Genomic DNA, 19,500 nt, shown 5'->3' on the forward strand with positions numbered 1-19,500 from the left:
CCTCCCGTCAGGAGTTCACCGTGCCGCAGTCCGACCGGACCCTGCGCATCCTCAGCACCAGTGACATCGCGGGCCTGGAGATAGGTCTGACCGACGTCGTCTCCGTGGTCGAGGAGGCCTACCGGGCCCTCGCCGACGGCTCGTCGGTCACCCCGCCCAAGCTCACCGTCAAACCCGACGACGGCCGTTCGGTGGCGTACGCCATGCTCGGCCGCGACGGCGCCCGCGAGGTCGTCGCCGTCAAGACCTCCTACAAGCACGGGCTGAAGCTCGACCGCGACCGGCAGCACTACTACACGTCCCTCACCCTCTACGACGACACCACCGGGCTGCCCGTCGCGATGATGGACTGCGGCCGGATCGGCTCGCTGCGCACCCCCGCGGTCTCCGCGCTGCTGGCCCGCGAGTGCGCCCCGCCGGACGCCCGGACCGCGCTGGTCGTGGGCACCGGCACGCAGGGGCGGCTCGCGCTGCCGTTCCTGCTGACCACGCTGCCCGGCCTCGACCGGCTGCTGCTCTCCGGCACCCACCCCGACGGCATCCGCGCGGTCCGCGAACAGCTCGAAACCCATGCCCCCGGCCGGGAGCTGGAGGTCGTCACCGATCTGCGGGGCGCGGCGGCCGAGGCCGACATCGTCCTCGCCACCGCCGGCCCCGCCACGCCCGCCGCCATCGAGGCGGACTGGCTGAAGCCCGGGGCGCTGACCGTCCTGGTCGGGCACGGCATCCAGCCGTCCACCCTGCACCGGGCCGACCGGGTCGTCGCGACCAGCGCCGCGCAGATGAAGGTCACCGGCACCGACATGGCGGACGCGGACGGCGCCTTCCCCGACGTCCACGCCGAACTGCCCGCCGTGATCGCCGGACGCGCCCGGGGCCGCACCGACCCGGCCGAGCGGATCTTCGCCTACAACAGCGGACTCGTCGTCACCGACATCGCCCTCGGCCACCGCTTCGCCGAACTGGCCATCGCCCAGGGCCTGGGCACGGAGGTGGCCCTGTGGCAGTGACCACCGCCGCCGCGGGGCTCTCCCTCCCCGCGCACGACGACCCGCAGCTGACCGCGCTGCTCGGCGGCGACCTGCTGCACGAGCTGTCGTACGCCTTCGGCGGGCCGTTCCACGTCCTGCTGCCGGACCGCTTCGACGCCAACACCGCCGCGTTCCGGGCCGTGCTCGACGAGGCCGGCACCGACGGTCACCTCCACTACGCGAAGAAGGCCAACAAGGCCGCCGCCTGGATCGAGCGCTGCGCGGTCTCCGGCACCGGGGTGGACGTGGCCAGCGCCGGTGAGCTGCGGGAGGCCCTCGGACACGGCGTGCGCGGCGAGAACATCGTCGTCACCGGCCCCGCCAAGGCCGGCGAACTCCTGCGCACCGCCGTCCTCCAGGGCTCCCTGATCGCCGTCGACGCACCCGACGAGCTGGAGCGCGTCATCGGCCTCGGGGCCGCGCTGCGCCCGGCCCGGCTCCTGCTGCGCCGCCGACCCCCGGCGCAGCCGGACAGCCGGTTCGGCCTCGACGACCGCGAGCTGGCCGCCGCGCTGCTCCGCTGCCGGGACGCGGCCGGCGCGGTGCGGATGGAGGGCTTCAGCTTCCATCTGTCCGGATACGCCGTGCAGCCGCGCGCCGACCTCGCCGGGGAGCTGCTCGGCCACTGCCGCCGGGCGCGCGAACTCGGCCTGCCCGCGGACCGCATCAGCATCGGCGGCGGCTTCGCCGTCGACTATGTGCCGGCCGACGCCTGGGACCGCTTCACCCGCGAGCAGCGCCCCGAGCACTTCCACGCCGACAAGACCTTCGCCGACTTCTACCCGTACCACTCGCCCACTGCCGGGGCCGACGCGCTGCGGGCGGTGCTGGCCGCCCGGCCCGCCGGGGCGTCGGAGCCGCTCGCCGCGCTGCTGCGGGCGGCGGGCGTGAGGCTGCTGCTGGAGCCGGGCCGGGCGCTGCTGGACGGGGCCGGCTGCACGGTCTTCCGCGTCCAGGGCGTCAAGGAGCGGGAGTACGGCATCGTCACCGTGGACGGCACCAGCCTGAGCCTCAGCGAGCAGTGGTTCAACAGCGAGTTCCTGCCCGATCCGGTGCTCGTGCCCGGTGCGGGCAGGAGTGAACGCATCGGTGGCCAGGGCCCGTTCCCGGCCTGTGTGGGCGGCGCGAGCTGTCTGGAGTCCGACATGCTCACCTGGCGCAAAGTGGGCTTCCCCGCGCGGCCCGCGATCGGCGATCTTCTCGTCTATCCCAACACCGCCGGCTACCAGATGGACTCCAACGAATCCCCCTTCCACGACCTGCCCCTGCCGCCGAAGGTCGTGATCGACCGCGGCGGGGACCGCCCGCGCTGGCGTCTCGACCGGCACCCGTCCTCCTGACCCCCCGGGAGTTCCCCATGTCAGCCACCCCCGAACGCCGTGCGCTCGCCCGGCCCGCCGTCGTCAGCCGCGTCTCCGACCTCATCGGGTACACCCCGCTGTTCGAGCTCTGCCGCACCGAGACCGGCAGCCGGCTGCTGCTGAAGCTGGAGATGTACAACCCGACCGGCACCGCCAAGATCCGGATGGCCCGGGAGATGGTGCTCGACGCCGAGGAACGCGGCGAACTCCGGCCGGGCGGCCGGATCATCGAGTCCACCTCCGGCAACACCGGCCTCGGACTGGCCGTGATCGCCGCCGAGCGCGGCTACGGCTTCACCGCCATCGTCGACCACCACGCCTGCCAGGACAAGCTGCGCGGCATGAAGGCCCTCGGCACCGAGCTGGTGTACGTCGTGGACGACGGCACCGAGGAGCTCGCCACCGCCGCCCGCGAGGAGCTGGCGGAGCGCATGGCGGCGGAGAGCGGCAACGCCGTCTTCACCGAACAGCACAACAACCCGGCCAACGCCGTCGGGTACTACCCGGTCGCCCACGAGCTCGACGAGGCCCTCGACGGCCGGATCGACGTCCTGGTCGGGGCGGTCGGCACCGGCGGCGGGCTCTGCGGCACCGCACGCGAGCTGCGGAAACGGGTCCCCGGCGTGACCACGGTCGGCGTGGAGCCCAAGGGATCCATCGCCTTCGGCGGGCCCGCGCACGACTACTACCAGTCGGGGACCGGCACCCCCGAGGGCGCCACGATCGGCGCGCTGGTCGACTTCGACCTCATCGACGAGGGCGTGAAGGTCGGGGACGTCGAGGCGTTCGCCACCGCCCGGGTGGTCGCCGCCCGGACCGGGCTGCTCATCGGCGGCTCCGCGGGCGGCGTCGTCCACGAGGCGCTCACCCGGCTGCCCTCGCTGCCGCCCGGCACCACGATGGTCGCTCTGATCAACGACGGCGGGGAGAAGTACCTGGACACCGTCTTCGACGACGCCTGGATGAACCAGCGCAGCCTGATCGATCCCGCCGTCGAGCGCGAGGTCGACGAAATGCTCACCAAACTCCGCGGGAACTGAACGCCATGCCCACCTCCACTCCCCTCGCCACACTGCGCCGCGACAGCCGCGAACTCGCCGTCCTGGCCGTGCCACTCGCCCTCACCCAGCTCGCCCAGGTCGCCCTGACCACCACCGACACCGTGATGATGGGCCTGCTCGGGGTGGAGGCCCTGGCGGCCGGCGGCCTCGCCGTCGTCATCTTCAACCAGCTGCGCACCATGGGCGTCGGCCTGGTCACCGCCGTCGGCAACCAGGTCGCGGCCGCCTCCGCCCGCAAGGACAGCGACCCGGACGAATCCCGCGAGGAGGTCCGGGATCTCGTCCGGGCCGCCATGGCGCTGGCCACCCTGGCCGGGGTCGTTGGCGCGGTGCTGATGGTGCTGATCGGCGAGGCGGTGGTGCTCCTCGGCCAGGACCCGGTCGTCATCGACCGGATGCGGCCGGTGCTGCTGGCGCTGGCGCCCGGCCTCGTCCCCTGCCTGTGGTTCCAGGCCATCCGGCAGTTCACCGTCGGCATGCGCCGCCCGCAGGCCCTGCTGCGCATCACCCTCGGCTCGGTCGCCGTCAACGCCGCCCTCAACTGGGCGCTCATCCACGGCCTGTGGGTGTTCCCGGAGCTCGGCCTCCCGGGCATCGGCGTCGCCACCTCCACCGTCTACCTGCTCTCCTTCGTCGCGCTGTACGCCTCCGCGCGGCGCGACCCGGAGCTGGCCCCGATGCTCACCCTGCGCCTGGGGACCGCCCGGCCCGCCACCCTCCGCAGGCTGCTCAACCTCGGCACCCCCATCGCCGCCACCTACGGCTCCGAGGCGGGCTTCTTCTCCGTGGTCGCGCTGCTGGTCGGCACCTTCGGCAGCGCCGCGCTGGCCGCCCACACCGCCGTCAACCAGCTCGTCTACATCGTCTTCCAGGTCTCCGTGGGCCTCTCCCACGCCGCCTCCCTCGGGGTGAGCCGGGAGCTGGCCCAGGGGCGCACCGGCTCCGCCCGCCGGATCGCCCGCACGGCGCTGATCTGCGGCGCCGGGGTGATGGCCGTGGTCGCGGCGGTCTACGTCGCCGTGCCGGAACTGGTGCTGCGCCCCTTCCTCGACGACGGCGGCAAGGCCCTGGAGATCGCCACCGGGCTGCTGTTCGTCGCCGCCGTCATGCAGTTCGCGGACTGCGCGCAGAACATCGGCGTCGGGCTCCTCCGGGGCCTCGACGACACCAAGAGCGGCTTCCGGATCACCCTCGTCGGCTACTGGCTGATCGGTCTGCCCGCGGGCTGGCTGCTCGGCACCCTCGCCGGGCTGGACACGCTCGGCACCTGGTTCGGCCTGTTCACCGGCCTCACCGCCACCGCGGTCCTGCTGCTGCGCCGCTTCTCCCGGGCGCTGCCGGAACCCGCCCCGGTTGCGGACGCCCGGACGGCCGTCCGCGAGGCAGACTGAAAGGCGGATCGAGAGGCGGATCGAGAGGCGGGCCGGGAGTGGTCCGCCGGTCGCGGCCGGCGGCGGTCCCGGACGACGGCGTACCGCGGGCCGTGGCCTCCCGGTCCGTGCCGTCGAGGACGAACCGGGAGCGTGCACGGTGAAGGTCACCCAGGAGCAGGTGCTCGCCTGGCGGCTGCGGCAGCAGAGCCTGGAGCCCCGCACGACGTCGACGGTGCGGCAGCTCGTGGGGCGGCTGGCCGGGGTGCAGGCCCAGGTGGCCTCGGCGGCCGAGCTGGCGATCGGCACCCGGCGGCGCGCGCCCCGGCCCGGCGCCGTGGAGCGGGCGCTCGCGGACCGCACGGTGGTCCGCACCTGGTCCATGCGGGGCACGCTCCATCTGCTGCTGCCGGAGCAGATGGCCGCCTTCCAGTCGCTGCTGGCCGCGGCCCGCACCTGGGAGAAGCCCTCCTGGCAGCGGAGCTTCGGGGTGACGCCGACGCAGATGACGGCGCTGGGCGACGCCGTCGAGGAGATCCTGGGGGACGACGCCCTCACCCGGCAGGAGCTGACCGAGGCGGTCGTCGCCCGGCCCGGCTTCGGGGAGCTGCGCGAACAGCTCACCTCCGGCTGGGGAACCGTCCTCAAACCCCTGGCCTGGACCGGGCGGCTGTGCCACGGACCGAACCGGGGGAACCGGACCACCTTCGTCACGCCCCGCTCCCACGTGCCGGGCTGGAGCGGCATCCCCGAGCCCGAGGAGGCGGCCCGCACCGCGATCCCGGCCTATCTGCGGGCCCACGGCCCGGCGACGGCCGAGGCGTTCGACGCCTGGCTGATCCGCGGTCTGTCGCGGAAGGCGGTGCTGCGGAGCCTGTTCGCCGCGGCCGGCGACCTGCTGACTTCCGTCGACGTCGACGGGGAACCCGCGTGGATCCGCACCGAGGACGCGGACGCCCTGGCCCGCACCAAGCCGTCGAAGGCGGTCCGACTGCTCTCCGGCTTCGACCAGTACGTCCTGGGACCGGGCACCGCCGACCCCCGCGTCGTCCCCGCCTCCCGCCGCAAGGCCGTGAGCCGGACGGCGGGCTGGATCGCCCCCGTGGTCGTCCACCGGGGCCGGGTCGCCGGGGTGTGGGACATCGTGGACGGCACGGTGGACGTGCAGCTCTTCGCGGAGAGCGATGAGGTCCCGGCGGACGGCCTGGAGGCGGAGGCGGCCCATCTGGCGCGCTGCACGGGGGAGGTCAGGGAGCTGCGGGTGCGGCGGGTCTGAGGGGCTGACGGCTGAGCGCCCGTCGTACCCCCGGTGTCGGACCCCCCTGGGACACTCGCCGCATGACCAGCGACCGTCACCGCGGGGCCGCGGACCGCCCGGTGCCGCGCACCTGCCCGGTGCCGCACCGCCGCCCGGTGCGGGCTGCCCTGCCGACGGCGGGGAGACACCGGTGACCGGCGCGCAAGCGGCGGCGGACGGCGGCCCTCCGGGGGCGCGCTGGGCGGTGGCCGAGGGCGCCGACGGGGGCGCCCGGATGGTGCCGCTCGACGACGAGGGCCGCCCCGCGGGCGGCGTCGTCACCGCCCCCGACCCGGCGGCGGCCGTGCGCGCCCGGCCCGCGGACACCCGCTGGGTCTGGCGGTCGACGGCCGCGCTCCACCCCCGGCTGCTCGACGCGGGGGTCCGGGTGGAGCGCTGCTACGACGTCGAGGCCGCCGAGGCGCTCCTCACCGGGCACGAAGGCCACTGGGGCGAGCCGCGCTCCGTCGCCGCCGCCTGGGCCCGGTTGCACCGGCTGCCCGTGCCCGCGGACCCGCCCGTACGGACCGCGGAGCAGCAGCCCTCGCTCTTCGAGCCGGGCCCGGTGCCACTGCCGCCCGGCACCGACCCCCTGACCGCTCTCCTGGAGGTCTACGCCGACCAGCAGCGACGGCACCGGGAGGCGGCGCACCCGGGGAGGCTGCGGCTGCTCACCGCGGCCGAGTCCGCCGGCACCCTCGTCGCCACCGAGCTGACCCGCGCCGGCATCCCCTGGCGCGCGGACGTGCACCGAGAGCTGCTGGCCGGGCTGCTGGGCGAGCGCTACCCGGGAGTTCAGGAACCGCGGCGGCTGGCCGAGCTGGCGGACGAGGTGTCACGGGCGTTCGGCGGCGTCCGGGTCCGCCCCGACCTGCCCGGCGACATCATCCGCGCCTTCGCCCGCGAGGGCATCGCCCTGTCCTCCACCCGCGCCTGGGAGCTCGAGCGGATCGACCACCCGGCGGTGCCGCATCTGCTGACGTACAAGAAGCTCTACCGGCTGCACACCGCACACGGCTGGGCCTGGCTCCAGTCCTGGGTCCGGGACGGACGGTTCCGGCCTGAGTACCTGCCCGGCGGCACCGTCTCGGGCCGGTGGACCGCCAACGGCGGCGGGGCGCTGCAGATTCCCAAGGTGATCCGGAGGGCCGTCGTCGCCGACCCCGGGTGGCGGCTCGTGGTCGCGGACGCCGACCAGATGGAGCCCCGGGTGCTCGCCGCGGTCTCCCGCGACCGCGGCCTGATGGAGATCGCCGGCCACCGCGGAGACCTCTACACCGCGCTCTCCCACCGGGCCTTCTCCGGCGACCGGGACCAGGCCAAACTCGCCCTGCTCGGCGCGGTGTACGGACAGACGTCCGGCAACGCCCTGACCTATCTCGCCGATCTGCGCCGCCGTTTCCCGGACGCCGTCGGGTACGTCGACGACGCGGCGCGGGCCGGTGAGGAGGGGCGGCTCGTCCGCACCTGGCTGGGCCGCACCTGCCCGCCGGCGGCCGCGGGCGACGACGGCGAGGCCGGGTTGCCCCAGGAGGACCCGGTGCGGGACGGCGACGGGTCGCCGTACGGGTACGCCTCCCGGGACGCCCGCGCCCGGGGCCGGTTCACCCGTAACTTCGTCGTCCAGGGCAGCGCCGCCGACTGGGCGCTCATCGTGCTCGCCACGCTGCGGCAGGACCTGGCGCGGTCCGGTCTCCGCGCCGAACTGGTGTTCTTCCAGCACGACGAGGTGATCGTGCACTGCCCGGCGGAGGAGGCGGAGGCGGTGACCGAGGCCATCCGCGCCGCGGGCGACCGGGCCGGCCGGATCGCCTTCGGCGACACTCCGGTGCGGTTCCCGTTCACCACGGCGGTGGTGGGGTGCTACGCCGACGCCAAGTGACCGGGCGTCGGGCGTCCGGGTGCACGGTGCCGGCTCTCGTGGGTGCGGCCGGCACCGGTTCGTCGTACGGCCGTCGGTCTCCGCCCGTACGCGTGCCTCCCGGGCGCTGTGCCGGTACGGACGGCGGGCCCGTGCCGGGTCGGCGGCTCCCCCGGGGCTGCCGGGCACACGTCTTCCGCGTCCACCCGCGGCCGGACCGCGGGGCGCGCCCCCGCCGCGATCCCGCTGCGGCACCGGCCCGCCCGGGGGAGGATGGGCGCATGCTGCTGGCCGATGTCGCCCGGACCTCGCGCGAGGTGGCGGCCACCGCCTCCCGGACGGAGAAGGCCGCCCTGCTGGCCGGGCTGTTCCGCCGGGCGGAGCCCGCCGAGGTGCCGGTGGTGATCACGTATCTCGCCGGCCGGCTGCCGCAGCGCAGGATCGGCGTCGGCTGGAGCACGCTCCGCGAACCGGTGCCGCCCGCGGCGGTGGCGGGCCTCCCGGTGGCCGCCGTCGACCGGGCGTTCGGCCGCATCGCCGCCGTGTCCGGCCAGGGCGCCCAGGCGGAGCGGCGCCGGCTGGTGCGTGAACTGCTGGCCGCCGCCACCGAGGAGGAACAGCACTTCCTCACCGGACTGATCAGCGGCGAGCTGCGGCAGGGCGCCCTCGACGCCCTCGCCGTCGAGGCCCTGGCGGCCGCGTCCGGGGCGGCGCCGGACGCCGTACGGCGCGCGGTGATGCTCGGCGGATCGCTCGGCGCCGTCGCCGCGGCCCTGCTCGACCGCGGGCCGGAGGCGCTCGGCGCCTTCCGGCTCGAAGTGGGCCGCCCCGTCCAGCCGATGCTGGCCCGCACCGCCAGGGACGTCGGCGAGGCCCTGGACCGGCTCGGCCCGTCCGCCGTGGAGGAGAAGCTCGACGGCATCCGGATCCAGGTGCACCGGGACGGCGACAGCGTCCGCGTCTGGACCCGCACCCTGGACGAGATCACCGGCCGGCTGCCCGAAGTCGTCGCCGCGGCACGGCGGCTGGCGGCGGACCGAGTCGTGCTCGACGGCGAGGTCATCGCGCTGGACACGGAGCGGCGGCCGCGCCCCTTCCAGGAGACCGCGGGCCGCGTCGGCTCCCGGCTGGACGTCCCCGGCGCGCAGTCCTCGCTGCCGCTCTCGCCGGTCTTCTTCGACCTGCTCTCCGTGGACGGGCGCGACCTGCTGGCCCGTTCCGCGGCCGAGCGGCACGCCGAGCTCGCCCGGGTGGTGCCCGAACCCCTGCGGGTGCGCCGCCTGGTGGCGGAGGACCCGGCGGACGCGGCCACCCGCGCCCGGGCGGAGGAGTTCACGGCCGAGACCCTGGCCCGGGGCCACGAGGGGGTCGTCGTCAAGGCCCTGGACTCCGCCTACAGCGCGGGCCGGCGCGGCGCCTCCTGGCTGAAGGTCAAGCCGGTCCACACCCTCGACCTGGTGGTGCTCGCCGCCGAGTGGGGGCACGGCCGCCGTACCGGCAAGCTGTCCAATCTGCACCTCGGCGCGCGGCGGCCGGACGGCACGTTCGCCATGCTCGGGAAGACCTTCAAGGGCCTGACGGACGCCCTGCTCGACTGGCAGACCGAACGGCTCCGGGAGCTGGCGGTGAGCGACCACGGCTGGGGGGTGACCGTCCGGCCGGAGCTCGTCGTGGAGATCGCCTTCGACGGGGTCCAGCGGTCCACCCGCTACCCGGAGGGCGTGACCCTGCGCTTCGCGCGGGTGCTGCGCTACCGCGAGGACAAGACGGCCGCGGAGGCCGACACGGTGGAGACGGTGCTCGCCCACCGGGGCTGAGGGCGGGGCATCCGGGGGCCGGGGTCCGGCGGAACCCCGGCGGGCGCGGCCGACGGAACGACCCGGTGGGCGCATCCGACGCAACCACCCCGCCGCGGACGCGGCCGGCGGAACCCCCCGCCCGGGATGCGATCCTGATGACCCGCGCCCACCACACTCCCGGCGACGGCTCACGGCACCTGCCTGCGCGCCCCCGCGTACGCACCCGCACCGCACCCGGCCACCCCGTGGGCACCCACCGAGCCGCCACTCGCCCCGCTTGCCGGGGCCGGGCGAGACACCCCGGGAGCCGTCCTGAGCACCGCCGCCGCCGAGGCCGTATCCGTCGTGCTGCTGCTGGCGGTCCTCACGTTCGCCGTACTGCGGCCCGGCAGCAGGCCCGAGGCGCTGGCCGCCGTGCCCGCGGCGGTGCTGGTCGTGGCGCTCGGCGCGGTGTCGCCGTCCCAGGCCTGGGAGGAGGTGCACAGCCTGCTGCCGGTGGTCGGGTTCCTCGCCGCGGTGCTGGTCCTCGCCCACCTCTGCGCCGACGAGGGCCTGTTCACCGCGGCCGGGGACGCGGTGGCGCGGGCCTGCCGGGGCCGCCCGCACCGGCTGCTGGGCGGGGTGTTCGCGATCGCCTCGCTGGTCACGGCGGTGCTCAGTCTGGACGCGACGGTGGTGCTGCTCACCCCGGTGGTGTTCGCGACCGCCGTCCGGGCGGGGGCGCCCGCGCGCCCCCACCTGTACGCCACCGTCCATCTCTCGAACAGCGCGTCGCTGCTGCTGCCGGTCTCCAACCTGACCAATCTGCTGGCGTTCACGGTCAGCGGGCTGTCGTTCACCCGGTTCGCCGCGCTGATGGCGCTGCCGTGGCTGGCGGCGATCGCCGTCGAGTACGCCGTCTTCCGCCCGTTCTTCCGTGCCGACCTGGCGGTGCCCGCCGCGGCGCCGGGGGAGGCGGACCGGCCGCCGGTGCCGGTGTTCGCCCTGACGGTGCTGGGGCTCACGCTGGCGGGCTTCGTCGTGACGTCGTTCGCCGGGGTGAACCCGGCGTGGGCGGCGCTCGCCGGTGCCCTGGCGCTGGCGGTGCCCGCGCTGCTGCGGAAGCGGACCACCGTGCGCCGGCTGCTCGGCGAGGCCGACCCGCTGTTCTGCCTGTTCGTCCTCGCCCTCGGGGTGGTGGTCCGGGCGGTCGTCGACAACGGCCTGGGCGACGCCGTCGAAGCGGTGCTCCCGGACGGCGCGTCCCTCCCCGAGCTGCTGAGCGTGGCCGCGGTCGCGGCCCTCCTGGCCAACCTGATCAACAACCTGCCCGCGGTGCTCGCCCTGCTCCCCGTCGCCGCGGCGGGCGGGCCGGGACCGGTGCTCGCCGTGCTGATCGGGGTCAACGTCGGCCCCAATCTCACCTATGCGGGCTCCCTCGCGACCCTGCTGTGGCGCCGCATCCTGCGCGACCACGGCACCGAGTCCGACCTGCGCCGCTTCACCCTGCTCGGCCTGCTGACCGTCCCCGCGGGGCTGGCGCTCGCCACCGTCGCGCTGTGGGCGGGGCTGCGGGCGTTCGGCACGGGCTGAGCGCGGAGGCTGTCCGGGCCCGGTCCTGTGGTCGCTGCGCCGTGTGCGGCGCTTTGTCCTGGCAGTAGGCGTGTGACCGGAGTGCACGGATACCGGGAACGGAGGGTCACGGCCGATCAACGGGGAATAGCATTTACTTTGAAGTGCCCCTGTCGAGGGGGTTTGTTCGGTCCACACACGGGGCGAGGCATGCATACACAGGGCACGGAAACAGAAGTGATGTCCGAAGCGCGAGATCTGCGCTTCCGGATCCTCGGACCGCTGGAGGCCTCCGCCGACGGGGAAAGGATTTCGTTGGGCGGCGCGGTGCAGGAGCGGGTGCTGTCCGTTCTGCTCCTGGAGCCCGGCCTGGTCGTGCCCATGCCCCGCCTCGTCGAGGCCGCCTGGGAGCACGATCCGCCGGCGACCGCATCCCACCAGGTCCGTAAGGCCGTCTCCGACTTGCGGCGCCGCATGCCCGGCGACGGCATCATCTCCACCGAGGGCAGCGGCTACCGCGTCACCGTGACAGCCGCGCAGCTCGACCTGCTGGAATTCAACGACCGGATCCGGGCCGCCGACCGGGCTCTCCGCGAGGAGCGGCGGCCGGAAGCCGCCGCGGAATTGGAGGCCGCGCTCGCCCTGTGGCACGGGTCGGCCCTGTCAGGGCAAGGCGGCTCGGTCATTGCGTCGGCGGCCACGGCGCTGGAGGAACGCCGGCTGGTGGCCACGGAAGAGCTCTTCGACCTGCGTCTGGGGCTCGGCCTCAGCGGTGAACTCGTGGCCGATCTCCGAGCCCTCGTCTCCGCGCATCCGCTGCGCGAGACCTTTCACGGCCACCTCATGCTCGCCCTGTACCGCAACGGGCGGAAGGCCGAGGCACTGAACGAGTACGCCCGGGTCCGCGAGCTCCTCGCCGACCAGCTCGGCGTCGACCCCGGGCCTCCGCTGGCCAGGCTCCACCAGGACATCCTGCGCGACGATCCCGGGCTGGTACCGCCCCAGCCTTCCGCGGGCGTCGAGGAGAGACCGCCCGTCGCGCCGTCCGGGGTCTGCACCCTGCCTCAGCTGCTCCCCGACTTCACCGGCCGCGACAAGGAACTGGCCGAGCTGCTGGGCTGTGTCGACACGGCCGACGACGCCGACGACCGGTCCACCCGGGTTGTGGCTGTCGACGGAATGGGCGGTTCCGGAAAGACCTCGCTCGCGGTGTGGGCCGCCCACCGTCTCGCCGACCGGTTCCCCGACGGGCAGCTCTATGTGGACCTGCGAGGATTCACGCCGGGTGAGCAGCCCCCGGTGTCGCCCGGCGCGGCCATCGATTACCTGCTGCGGTCGCTCGGCGTCAGCGACGATCGCATCCCCAGCGATACGGAGGCCAGAGCCAACCTGTGGCGGGCCACCGTCACCGGCCGCCGGCTGCTGCTGCTTCTGGACAACGCCGCCCACGCCGAACAGGTGGCCCCCTTGCTGACCGCCTCCCCGGGCTGCCTGGTACTGATCACCAGTCGTTCCCGGCTCCTGGATCTCGACGGCGTCAGCTGGGTGTCCGTCGGCCTGATGACGTCTCGGGAAAGCGCCGCCCTGCTCGCGGCGACCCTCGGCGCGGACCGGGTCGCGGCCGAACCCGAGTCGGCGGCCGAGCTGGCGGAGTTGTGCGGCCATCTGCCCCTTGCCCTGCGCATCGCCACCGCCCGGCTGCGCAACCGTCCCCCGTGGACTCTGCGTTACCTCGCCGAGCGGCTCCGCGACGAGACCCGCAGGCTCGACGAGCTGCGCTCCCCGCAGCGCAGCGTCGCCGCGACGCTGCACCTGTCCTACATGGCGCTGACCGCGCAGCAGCGCGTGGCCTTCCGCACCCTCGGACTCCACCCCAGTACCGGCATCGACGTCCACTCGGCGGCCGCCCTCCTCGACACCGACGTCCACGACGCCGAGTCGATCCTGGAGATCCTGCTGGACATGCGGCTGGTGCAGCAACCGGGGGTCGGCATCTACACCCTGCACGATCTGGTGCGCAGTTTTGCCCGGAGCCTGTGCGGCCCGTCGACGGCGGAGCAGGATTCGGCGGCGGTGGAGCGGCTGCTCGGCTACTACCTCACGGCGACGGACGTCGCTTGCCGGATCCTCTTTCCCGGCCGTGAGCAGCGTCGCACCGGCATACCGGCCCACGAGGGCAGTCTGCCCGGCTGGCCGGACGCCGAGGCGGCTCGGGCCTGGTTCGACCGCGAGCACGGTGGACTGCTGGCGGCCGTCTCCCTGGCTGAGCTGCACGGCCTCCATCGCCACACCGTCTGCCTCACCCGCAACCTCAGTTTTCACCTGAACGCGCGCGGACAGTTCGACGACCTGTGGAACGTCTGCCGGACCGCTCTGGCCGCCGCCCGGGGGCTGAACGATCCCCAGCTGCTCTGCGTCACCCTTTCGAACGTGGGGGCGGCATGCTGGAAGGTGGGCCGGTTCGAGAGCGGCCTGGAGGCCGCGCAGGAGGCCATGGAACTCGCCCTGGCCCTCGGCGACCGGCACATCGAGGCCCACAGCGAATCGATCATCGGGCTCCTCACCTTCATGCTCGGCCGGTACGAGGAGGCGCTGACGCTGCTGAGCGAAGCCGTTGCCCGGTCCGCGGAGCTGGGCGCCAGCCGGGCCGAGGCGGAGGGCCTGTCCACGCTGAGCACGCTGTACGAGAAGTGGGGCCGGTACGCCGAGGCAGCCGTGACCGCCCGCCGGGCCCTGGAGATCAGCCGGTCCATCGGCTACCACGGGAACCTGATCATGTCGCTGACGGATCTGGCCTTCGCTCAGGTGGGTCTCGGAGAGCTGGAGGAGGCGGACGAGAACCTGGCGCAGGCACGGCAGCTGAGCGAGCTGCGGACGGCTCCGGGGGACGTCGGATTGGTGCTTGCGCTGTCCGCCCGGGTTGCGCACGCGCGGGGAAGGACCGCACAGGCCGAGGGCTTTGCGGTACGCGCGCTGGAGCTGGCGCGTACCGGAGCGACACCGGTACGGCTGGTCGAGGTGGAGAACATCATCGGGCAGCTGCGATCCGGGCTGGGGGACCACGAGGCAGCCCTGGATCTGCACCGCCGCGCCCACCGGGTCGCCGTACAGATGTGCTTCCGCTCGGAGGAGGCGTCCGCCCTCACCGGTCTCGCCCGGGTCGCGGAGTCCCTGGGCGACAGGGAGGCCGCCGACGGGTACCGCGCCGAGGCGGCCCGTCTCCATGCGTTCATGGGTGTCCGCAGCGAACGGACCGTCCCGGCCTGAGCCGACGGTCCGCTGCGGACGCGGGGCACCGGACGGCGGTCAGGAGCTGACGGGGGGCGTGGCGGGGCCGGCGTTGGTGGCGAGCACCTCCGTCGTCCCGGCCGTGCCGCGCTCGGGCAGGTCGTGACCGGCGACCGCAGTGAGCGCCGGCCCCATCACCATGAGCGCCGCGATCAGGCCGACGACGCCGCGTGCGGTCCGGACCGGGTTCCCACTCGGGTTCTTGCTCATGTCTCGCTCCTGTGAAGGTGTAGGGGCTGTGATCGGCGGCCCGGGGTTCCGGCCCGCTCTTGACGCATCACACAGTGCACGGGGGCGTTCCCGGGCTGTTACCGCGTCGTTCCCGGCGCGAGGGAGGCGACCAGGAACGGCGTTCCCGACAGGTCCACCGGACGGGGTCCCGTGGTGGTGAGCGCCACGCATGTTCGCATTCCTCCGGATTCGTGCCCGATCAGATCCAGCACCCGGCGCACTGCCTCTCGCACGCCCGCCCGCTCCGACTCCCCGAACCCCGTCGGGGAGTTCGGCCAGGAGATGTCCAGAAGGAGGTGCATGCCGCCCACGGTCACCGTGTCGACGTGGCACAGCAGCGCCGCGCCGTCGTCGGCCGGAGCGGGGCACGGCGCCGGCCCCTCGTCGAGGAGCCGCCGCAGCTCGGCCCTGTCCGGCGGCCGTACCCCCGTCCGTCCGCCGGGGACGAGTGTCCGCAGGACGTCGAGCACGGCAGGATGGGCGTCGTCGCCGCCGATGACGAAGTCGATGCCGTGGTGGGCGCGGACGCCCGAGGCCAGGTCCCGCAGCGTCCGGGCCGGGTCCTCAGTGGTCAAGGTCCGTTCCGGCGGCACCGGGCCGTGTTGCCGGGACGGGCCGTCCGCTCCGGTGCGGCGGAGCGTCCAGGCCTCGAGCCCGGCATCCGAGACGGCACGGAGCAGTTCGGCGTCGTGGGTCAGCAGCAGGACTCGGCAGGGCTTGAGCATCATGACCGTCGCATTCGTCGTCCGGCCCGGGCGCAGGGCACGGACTCGTCGGAGCCGGCGCGCGGGAACTGAAGGCCGGGCGCCGTCGCGGGGCCGGCTCCGGGAGGTGTGGCGCCGCGGAGGACCGTGGCTCGGGGCGCCTCGTCGACGCCCCGGGAGAAGCCTTCGGGGCAGGCCGATCGGCTGGGGCGGGGCTGGTAGCCGTCCTCACCGAACAGCTCGGCGGCGTCTCGGGCTTCGCGGACCGTGACGGACGGATGGTCGACCGCGGCGCGACGGCTGCTCATCGACCCACCGCTTCCTGCAGTCGGCTCGCGTCGCCGTGGGCCCACTCGGCCCGGATCACGTCGGACAGCCGTCGCACTCCCTCCCGGACCTGGCCGGCGGAGGGGTAGGAGTAGGAGAGTCGCAGGTGCCGCTCGCCGCCCCTGGTGTGGAACCCGGTGCCCGGCACGTAGGCCACGCCGCCCTCGATCGCGTGAGGCATCATCATCCGCGCGTCGAGTCCGGCCGGCAGGGTCAGCCAGACGAAGAATCCCCCGGCGGGAATCGTCCAGGACACACCGTCCGGCATGACAGCGGCCAGCTCGTCGAGCATGGCGTCGCGGCGATCGCGGTACAGGCTTCTGGCGGTGGCGAGGTGCCCGTGCCAGGATCTGGTGCCCAGGAACCTGCTCACCGCCCGCTGGGCCAGCCCCGAGTGGGAGAGCATCGCGCTCTCCGTGGCGAGGACCAGCTTGTCGGTGACGGCGCGCGGAGCCCGGGCCCAGCCGACCCGCAGGCCGGGGGCGAGGGTCTTGGAGAACGAGCCCAGGTGGATCACGCCCTCGGGGGCGTCGGCGCACAGTGCCCGGTGCGGCCGCTCCCCGAAGTGCAGCAGCCCGTACGGGTTGTCCTCGACGACGAGGACACCGGCCCGCCGGCAGATGTCCAGCACCTCTCTCCTGCGGTCCGTGCCGAGCACTCGGCCGGTGGGGTTCTGGAAGGTCGGCACCGTGTAGAAGAACTTGGCAGGGCGCCCCTCGGCGGCGAGCAGGGCGAAGGCATCGGCCAGTGCCTGGGGGACCACTCCGCCCTGGTCCATGGCGACCTCGACGACCCGGGCCTGGTGGGCCGCGAAGGTGCTGAGAGCAGTGACGTAGGTGGGGCCCTCCGTCACCACGCTGTCCCCCGGGTTCACGAAGACGCGCGTCACCAGGTCCAGCGCCTGCTGCGATCCCACCGTGACCAGGACCTCGTCCGGTGAAGCCTCGATCCCCTCGGCCGCCATGACGTCGCAGATCTGCTCACGCAGCACCGGGTCGCCCTGCGCGGATCCGTACTGCAGGGCCTGCGGCCCCTCTGCGGCGAGTACCTCCTGGAGGACCGCGCGGAGCTCCTCGGCAGGCAGGGCTTCGGGGCTGGGCATCCCTCCCGCGAGGGAGACGACGTTCTCCCGCGCGGCCATGGAGAAGAGCGCTCTCGTCTCGGAGGGCACCATCCGGTGTGTCCGGTCGGCGAAGCGCAGTGGCGGGGCCGGAACCGTGTCCAGGGGCGGGATCGGCTGTAACGAGATCATCGTGTCTCCTGAAGGCTTGGGGAGGGAGAGGGCGGAAGGGACGGAGACTCAGGCAGGTACGGGCTCCGGCCGCGGCTCGGCCTCGTTCTTCGCCCCGTCGGCTGCCCGGGGGCGGAAGCGGAGCGCGGCCCAGACGCCGCAGGCCGCGAACGGCACCAGCAACGCGGCGACGGTGAGGAAGGCGGCGGCGAGCGACTGCCGGGTCGCCAGCCCCAGCACCGGCATCAGGGCGGCGGTCCCGAGGCCGATCGCCAGCAGTCGCAGCGACGCCATCTTTGCCTTGTCCAGTGGGCCGGCGTGCTGCTGCAGGAGCGTCAGAAGCAGGGTGATGCCGTTCAGGTTGGCGAACCCGGCCAGGAAGAACCCGACGTAGTGCAGGGTCGGGGCGGTGGTGAAGGCAAGCCCCGCCGCGATCACCGCCTGCAGCGAGACCCAGACCGGCAGCAGCACCAGGCGCACCGTGTGGCGGGTGAAAAAGGTCGCCACGATCATCCCCGCGCCCAGGGTGCCCTCCAGGGCCGACACCGCCCACGGCTGCCCGCCGTGCCAGGCGTCGACGAGGGGGACCACCAGGGTGGAGAGGCTGTACGAGTAGACGAAGTCACCCGCGCACATCAGGACCATCCCGAAGACCACGACCTCGTGGCGGTGCCTGCTGAACAGCCCGGCCCAGTCCCGGAGCAGGTCGGGCAGCGCCGACCGAAGGGTGCTGTTCCGCAGCCGCCCCGCCGACTCCTGGCGCGGCGCTCGCAGCCGCGAGACCACCAGAGCGGCCACCAGCGAGACCGCCACGTCGACCAGCAGCGCCTGGGTGGCTGTGCCGATCATCAGGACGAGGCCGAGCACCGCCATGCCGATCAGGCTGCCGGCCTGGATCGCGATGCCGATCAGACTGTTGAAGGCCACCGCGCGGTCCCCGGCGATGTGGTGCGCGGTGAACTTGAAGAACGCAGTGCGTTGCACGTTGTCGAAGACCGCCAGGAACACGGCAGCCGTCCCCACGACGGTCACCATGCCTCCGTGGCCCGTGAAGAGGGCCAACACGATGACGCTCACGGTCACGGCCCGCAGGAGACTGCAGAGTACGTAGACGGCCTTGGAGTCGAAGGCGTCCACCAGCGGCCCGGAGAAGGGGAGCACCGCCACCGCCCCCAGCCCCTGCAGCGCGAAGATCATGGCGAACGCCTGGGCGTCCCCGGTGTGCTGGAACAGCGTCTGCCCGAGCGCCAGCGTGTACAGGCCCATGCCGATGCTCGACACGAGCATCGAACCGATCATGGTGCGTGCCGTGGTGTCCCGCCAGATCATGCCGTCACCAGCCGGACCGTCGCCTTGCCGGTGTTGCCGCCGCCGAGCATCCCCAGAAAGGCGTCGACGATCCGGTCGAATCCCTCGGTGACCGTGTGCCGGTCCGTGACCGCTCCGGAAGCGAGTGCCGGCAGCAGCAGTCGCTCCAACTCGTCCTGTGCGTCACGGTGGTTGCGGACCAGGAAGCCCTCCAAGCGGATGCTCTTCTCGACCAGGTCGAACAGGTTGCGTGGTGCGGCAGGCGGCTCGGTCGCGTCGTATTGGGCGATCGCGCCGCACCAGGCGATGCGCCCGTACTCGCGCATCGCGCCGATCGCGGCTTCCAGATGCTCCCCGCCCACGTTGTCGATGCATACGTCGATGCCATCGGGTGCCGCCTTCGCCAACTGCTCGCTGAGCCGCCCGTCGCGGTGGTCGAACGCGGCGTCGAAACCCAACTCCTCGGTGAGAGAGCGGACCTTGGCCGGGGAGCCGGCGCTGCCGACCACCCGTCCGGCTCCCATCAGTCGTGCCAGTTGCCCGGCCGCGCTGCCCACGCCCCCCGCAGCGGCGGAGATGTAGACGGTCTCGCCGGGTTGGAGCCGGGCGACACGGGTGAGGGCGACATGGGCGGTGAGGCCGGTGCCGCCGAGGATGCCCAGGTAGGTCTCGGGCGGTACGTCGGGGGTCTGCGGCAGGACACGTACGTCCTCCGGACGCACCACGGCGTGGGTGCGCCAGCCCTGGCGGTGGAAGACCAGGTCGCCCTCGGCCAGGTCGGGTGTCCGGGAGTCGGTCACCCGGCCGATGGACCGGCCTTCCAGCGGGGTCGACAGGTCCCACCCGCCGTCCATGTTCTCCCGCATGTACGGGTCGACGGAGAGCAGGACGTTCTCGACCAGCGCGGTGCCCGGCCGCGGGACCGGCAACGGCTCCTCGACGAAGACGAACTCGGCGCCGGTCGGGCGCCCGCAGGGGCGGCTCACCTGCTGAACGAACCGTGCTGTCTGTGACATTTCAGGCTCCGGGAGGGTGCAGAGGGGAAAGGCAGGAGGGAGATCAGGACAGGAAGGGGAGGAA

Annotated in this window: 14 protein-coding genes; 9 read left to right on the top strand and 5 right to left on the bottom strand. The window is 73.8% G+C overall.

All coding sequences use genetic code 11. The features are described from left to right. Positions 1-20 precede the first annotated feature (20 nt). The 9 genes from ACFYYR_RS24155 (at position 21) to ACFYYR_RS24195 (ending at position 14,598) form a co-directional block, all read left to right on the top strand. Positions 21-1,010, top strand: coding sequence for an ornithine cyclodeaminase family protein (locus ACFYYR_RS24155; RefSeq protein WP_388857199.1), 990 nt, complete (start codon positions 21-23; stop codon positions 1,008-1,010). Continuing rightward, complete coding sequence (locus tag ACFYYR_RS24160; RefSeq protein ID WP_388857202.1) at positions 1,001-2,371, top strand: Y4yA family PLP-dependent enzyme; 1,371 nt, start codon at positions 1,001-1,003, stop codon at positions 2,369-2,371. Before ACFYYR_RS24155 ends, ACFYYR_RS24160 begins: the two co-directional genes overlap by 10 nt. Before the next feature lie 17 nt (positions 2,372-2,388). Continuing rightward, entirely contained in the window at positions 2,389-3,432 is a 1,044-nt protein-coding gene (locus ACFYYR_RS24165; protein WP_388857205.1) for a cysteine synthase family protein, read from the top strand. Between the two features lie 5 nt (positions 3,433-3,437). Next, positions 3,438-4,844, top strand: coding sequence for an MATE family efflux transporter (locus tag ACFYYR_RS24170; protein WP_388857208.1), 1,407 nt, complete (start codon positions 3,438-3,440; stop codon positions 4,842-4,844). Positions 4,845-4,983: 139 nt separating this feature from the next. Further along, complete coding sequence (locus ACFYYR_RS24175) at positions 4,984-6,099, top strand: winged helix DNA-binding domain-containing protein (RefSeq protein WP_388857211.1); 1,116 nt, start codon at positions 4,984-4,986, stop codon at positions 6,097-6,099. Between the two features lie 172 nt (positions 6,100-6,271). Beyond that, positions 6,272-8,002 carry a bifunctional 3'-5' exonuclease/DNA polymerase gene (locus ACFYYR_RS24180; protein WP_388857213.1) on the top strand — a complete coding sequence of 577 codons (1,731 nt, stop codon included), beginning with the start codon at positions 6,272-6,274 and terminating at the stop codon, positions 8,000-8,002. A 260-nt stretch (positions 8,003-8,262) separates the two neighbouring features. Continuing rightward, positions 8,263-9,798: an ATP-dependent DNA ligase gene (locus ACFYYR_RS24185; RefSeq protein ID WP_388857216.1), complete on the top strand. Its 1,536-nt coding sequence runs from the start codon at positions 8,263-8,265 to the stop codon at positions 9,796-9,798. A 294-nt stretch (positions 9,799-10,092) separates the two neighbouring features. After that, a complete protein-coding gene (locus ACFYYR_RS24190; protein ID WP_388857603.1) occupies positions 10,093-11,352 on the top strand; it encodes an SLC13 family permease in 1,260 nt (419 codons plus the stop codon). Positions 11,353-11,541: 189 nt separating this feature from the next. Then, positions 11,542-14,598 (top strand): BTAD domain-containing putative transcriptional regulator, encoded by a 3,057-nt coding sequence (locus ACFYYR_RS24195; protein WP_388857219.1) that lies wholly within the window; start codon positions 11,542-11,544, stop codon positions 14,596-14,598. A 39-nt stretch (positions 14,599-14,637) separates the two neighbouring features. Here ACFYYR_RS24195 and ACFYYR_RS24200 read toward each other — a convergent pair whose 3' ends face one another. The 5 genes from ACFYYR_RS24200 to ACFYYR_RS24220 all read right to left on the bottom strand — a co-directional run bounded on the left by ACFYYR_RS24200 (position 14,638) and on the right by ACFYYR_RS24220 (position 19,436). Continuing rightward, positions 14,638-14,829, bottom strand: coding sequence for a hypothetical protein (locus ACFYYR_RS24200; protein ID WP_388857222.1), 192 nt, complete (start codon positions 14,827-14,829; stop codon positions 14,638-14,640). A 98-nt stretch (positions 14,830-14,927) separates the two neighbouring features. Next, the gene (locus ACFYYR_RS24205; protein ID WP_388857225.1) at positions 14,928-15,578 is read right to left on the bottom strand and encodes a hypothetical protein; all 651 of its coding nucleotides are present in this window, start codon (positions 15,576-15,578) and stop codon (positions 14,928-14,930) included. Between the two features lie 280 nt (positions 15,579-15,858). Continuing rightward, positions 15,859-17,133, bottom strand: coding sequence for a PLP-dependent aminotransferase family protein (locus tag ACFYYR_RS24210; protein WP_388857228.1), 1,275 nt, complete (start codon positions 17,131-17,133; stop codon positions 15,859-15,861). Positions 17,134-17,181: 48 nt separating this feature from the next. Then, positions 17,182-18,441, bottom strand: coding sequence for an MFS transporter (locus tag ACFYYR_RS24215; protein WP_388857231.1), 1,260 nt, complete (start codon positions 18,439-18,441; stop codon positions 17,182-17,184). Further along, on the bottom strand, positions 18,438-19,436 hold the full coding sequence (locus ACFYYR_RS24220; protein WP_388857234.1) for an NADP-dependent oxidoreductase: 999 nt from the start codon (positions 19,434-19,436) through the stop codon (positions 18,438-18,440). Before ACFYYR_RS24220 ends, ACFYYR_RS24215 begins: the two co-directional genes overlap by 4 nt. Positions 19,437-19,500 lie beyond the last annotated feature (64 nt).

The sequence above is a fragment of the Streptomyces sp. NPDC001922 genome (assembly GCF_042891165.1).
In the GTDB taxonomy this organism is placed as follows: Bacteria; Actinomycetota; Actinomycetes; order Streptomycetales; family Streptomycetaceae; genus Streptomyces.

Coding starts and splice junctions, on each gene's coding strand:
- ACFYYR_RS24165 (WP_388857205.1), top strand. CDS start 2,389: ATGTCAGCCACCCCCGAACGCCGTGCGCTCGCCCGGCCCGCCGTCGTC.
- ACFYYR_RS24170 (WP_388857208.1), top strand. CDS start 3,438: ATGCCCACCTCCACTCCCCTCGCCACACTGCGCCGCGACAGCCGCGAA.
- ACFYYR_RS24185 (WP_388857216.1), top strand. CDS start 8,263: ATGCTGCTGGCCGATGTCGCCCGGACCTCGCGCGAGGTGGCGGCCACC.
- ACFYYR_RS24195 (WP_388857219.1), top strand. CDS start 11,542: ATGCATACACAGGGCACGGAAACAGAAGTGATGTCCGAAGCGCGAGAT.
- ACFYYR_RS24200 (WP_388857222.1), bottom strand. CDS start 14,829: ATGAGCAAGAACCCGAGTGGGAACCCGGTCCGGACCGCACGCGGCGTC.
- ACFYYR_RS24205 (WP_388857225.1), bottom strand. CDS start 15,578: ATGATGCTCAAGCCCTGCCGAGTCCTGCTGCTGACCCACGACGCCGAA.
- ACFYYR_RS24210 (WP_388857228.1), bottom strand. CDS start 17,133: ATGATCTCGTTACAGCCGATCCCGCCCCTGGACACGGTTCCGGCCCCG.
- ACFYYR_RS24215 (WP_388857231.1), bottom strand. CDS start 18,441: ATGATCTGGCGGGACACCACGGCACGCACCATGATCGGTTCGATGCTC.
- ACFYYR_RS24220 (WP_388857234.1), bottom strand. CDS start 19,436: ATGTCACAGACAGCACGGTTCGTTCAGCAGGTGAGCCGCCCCTGCGGG.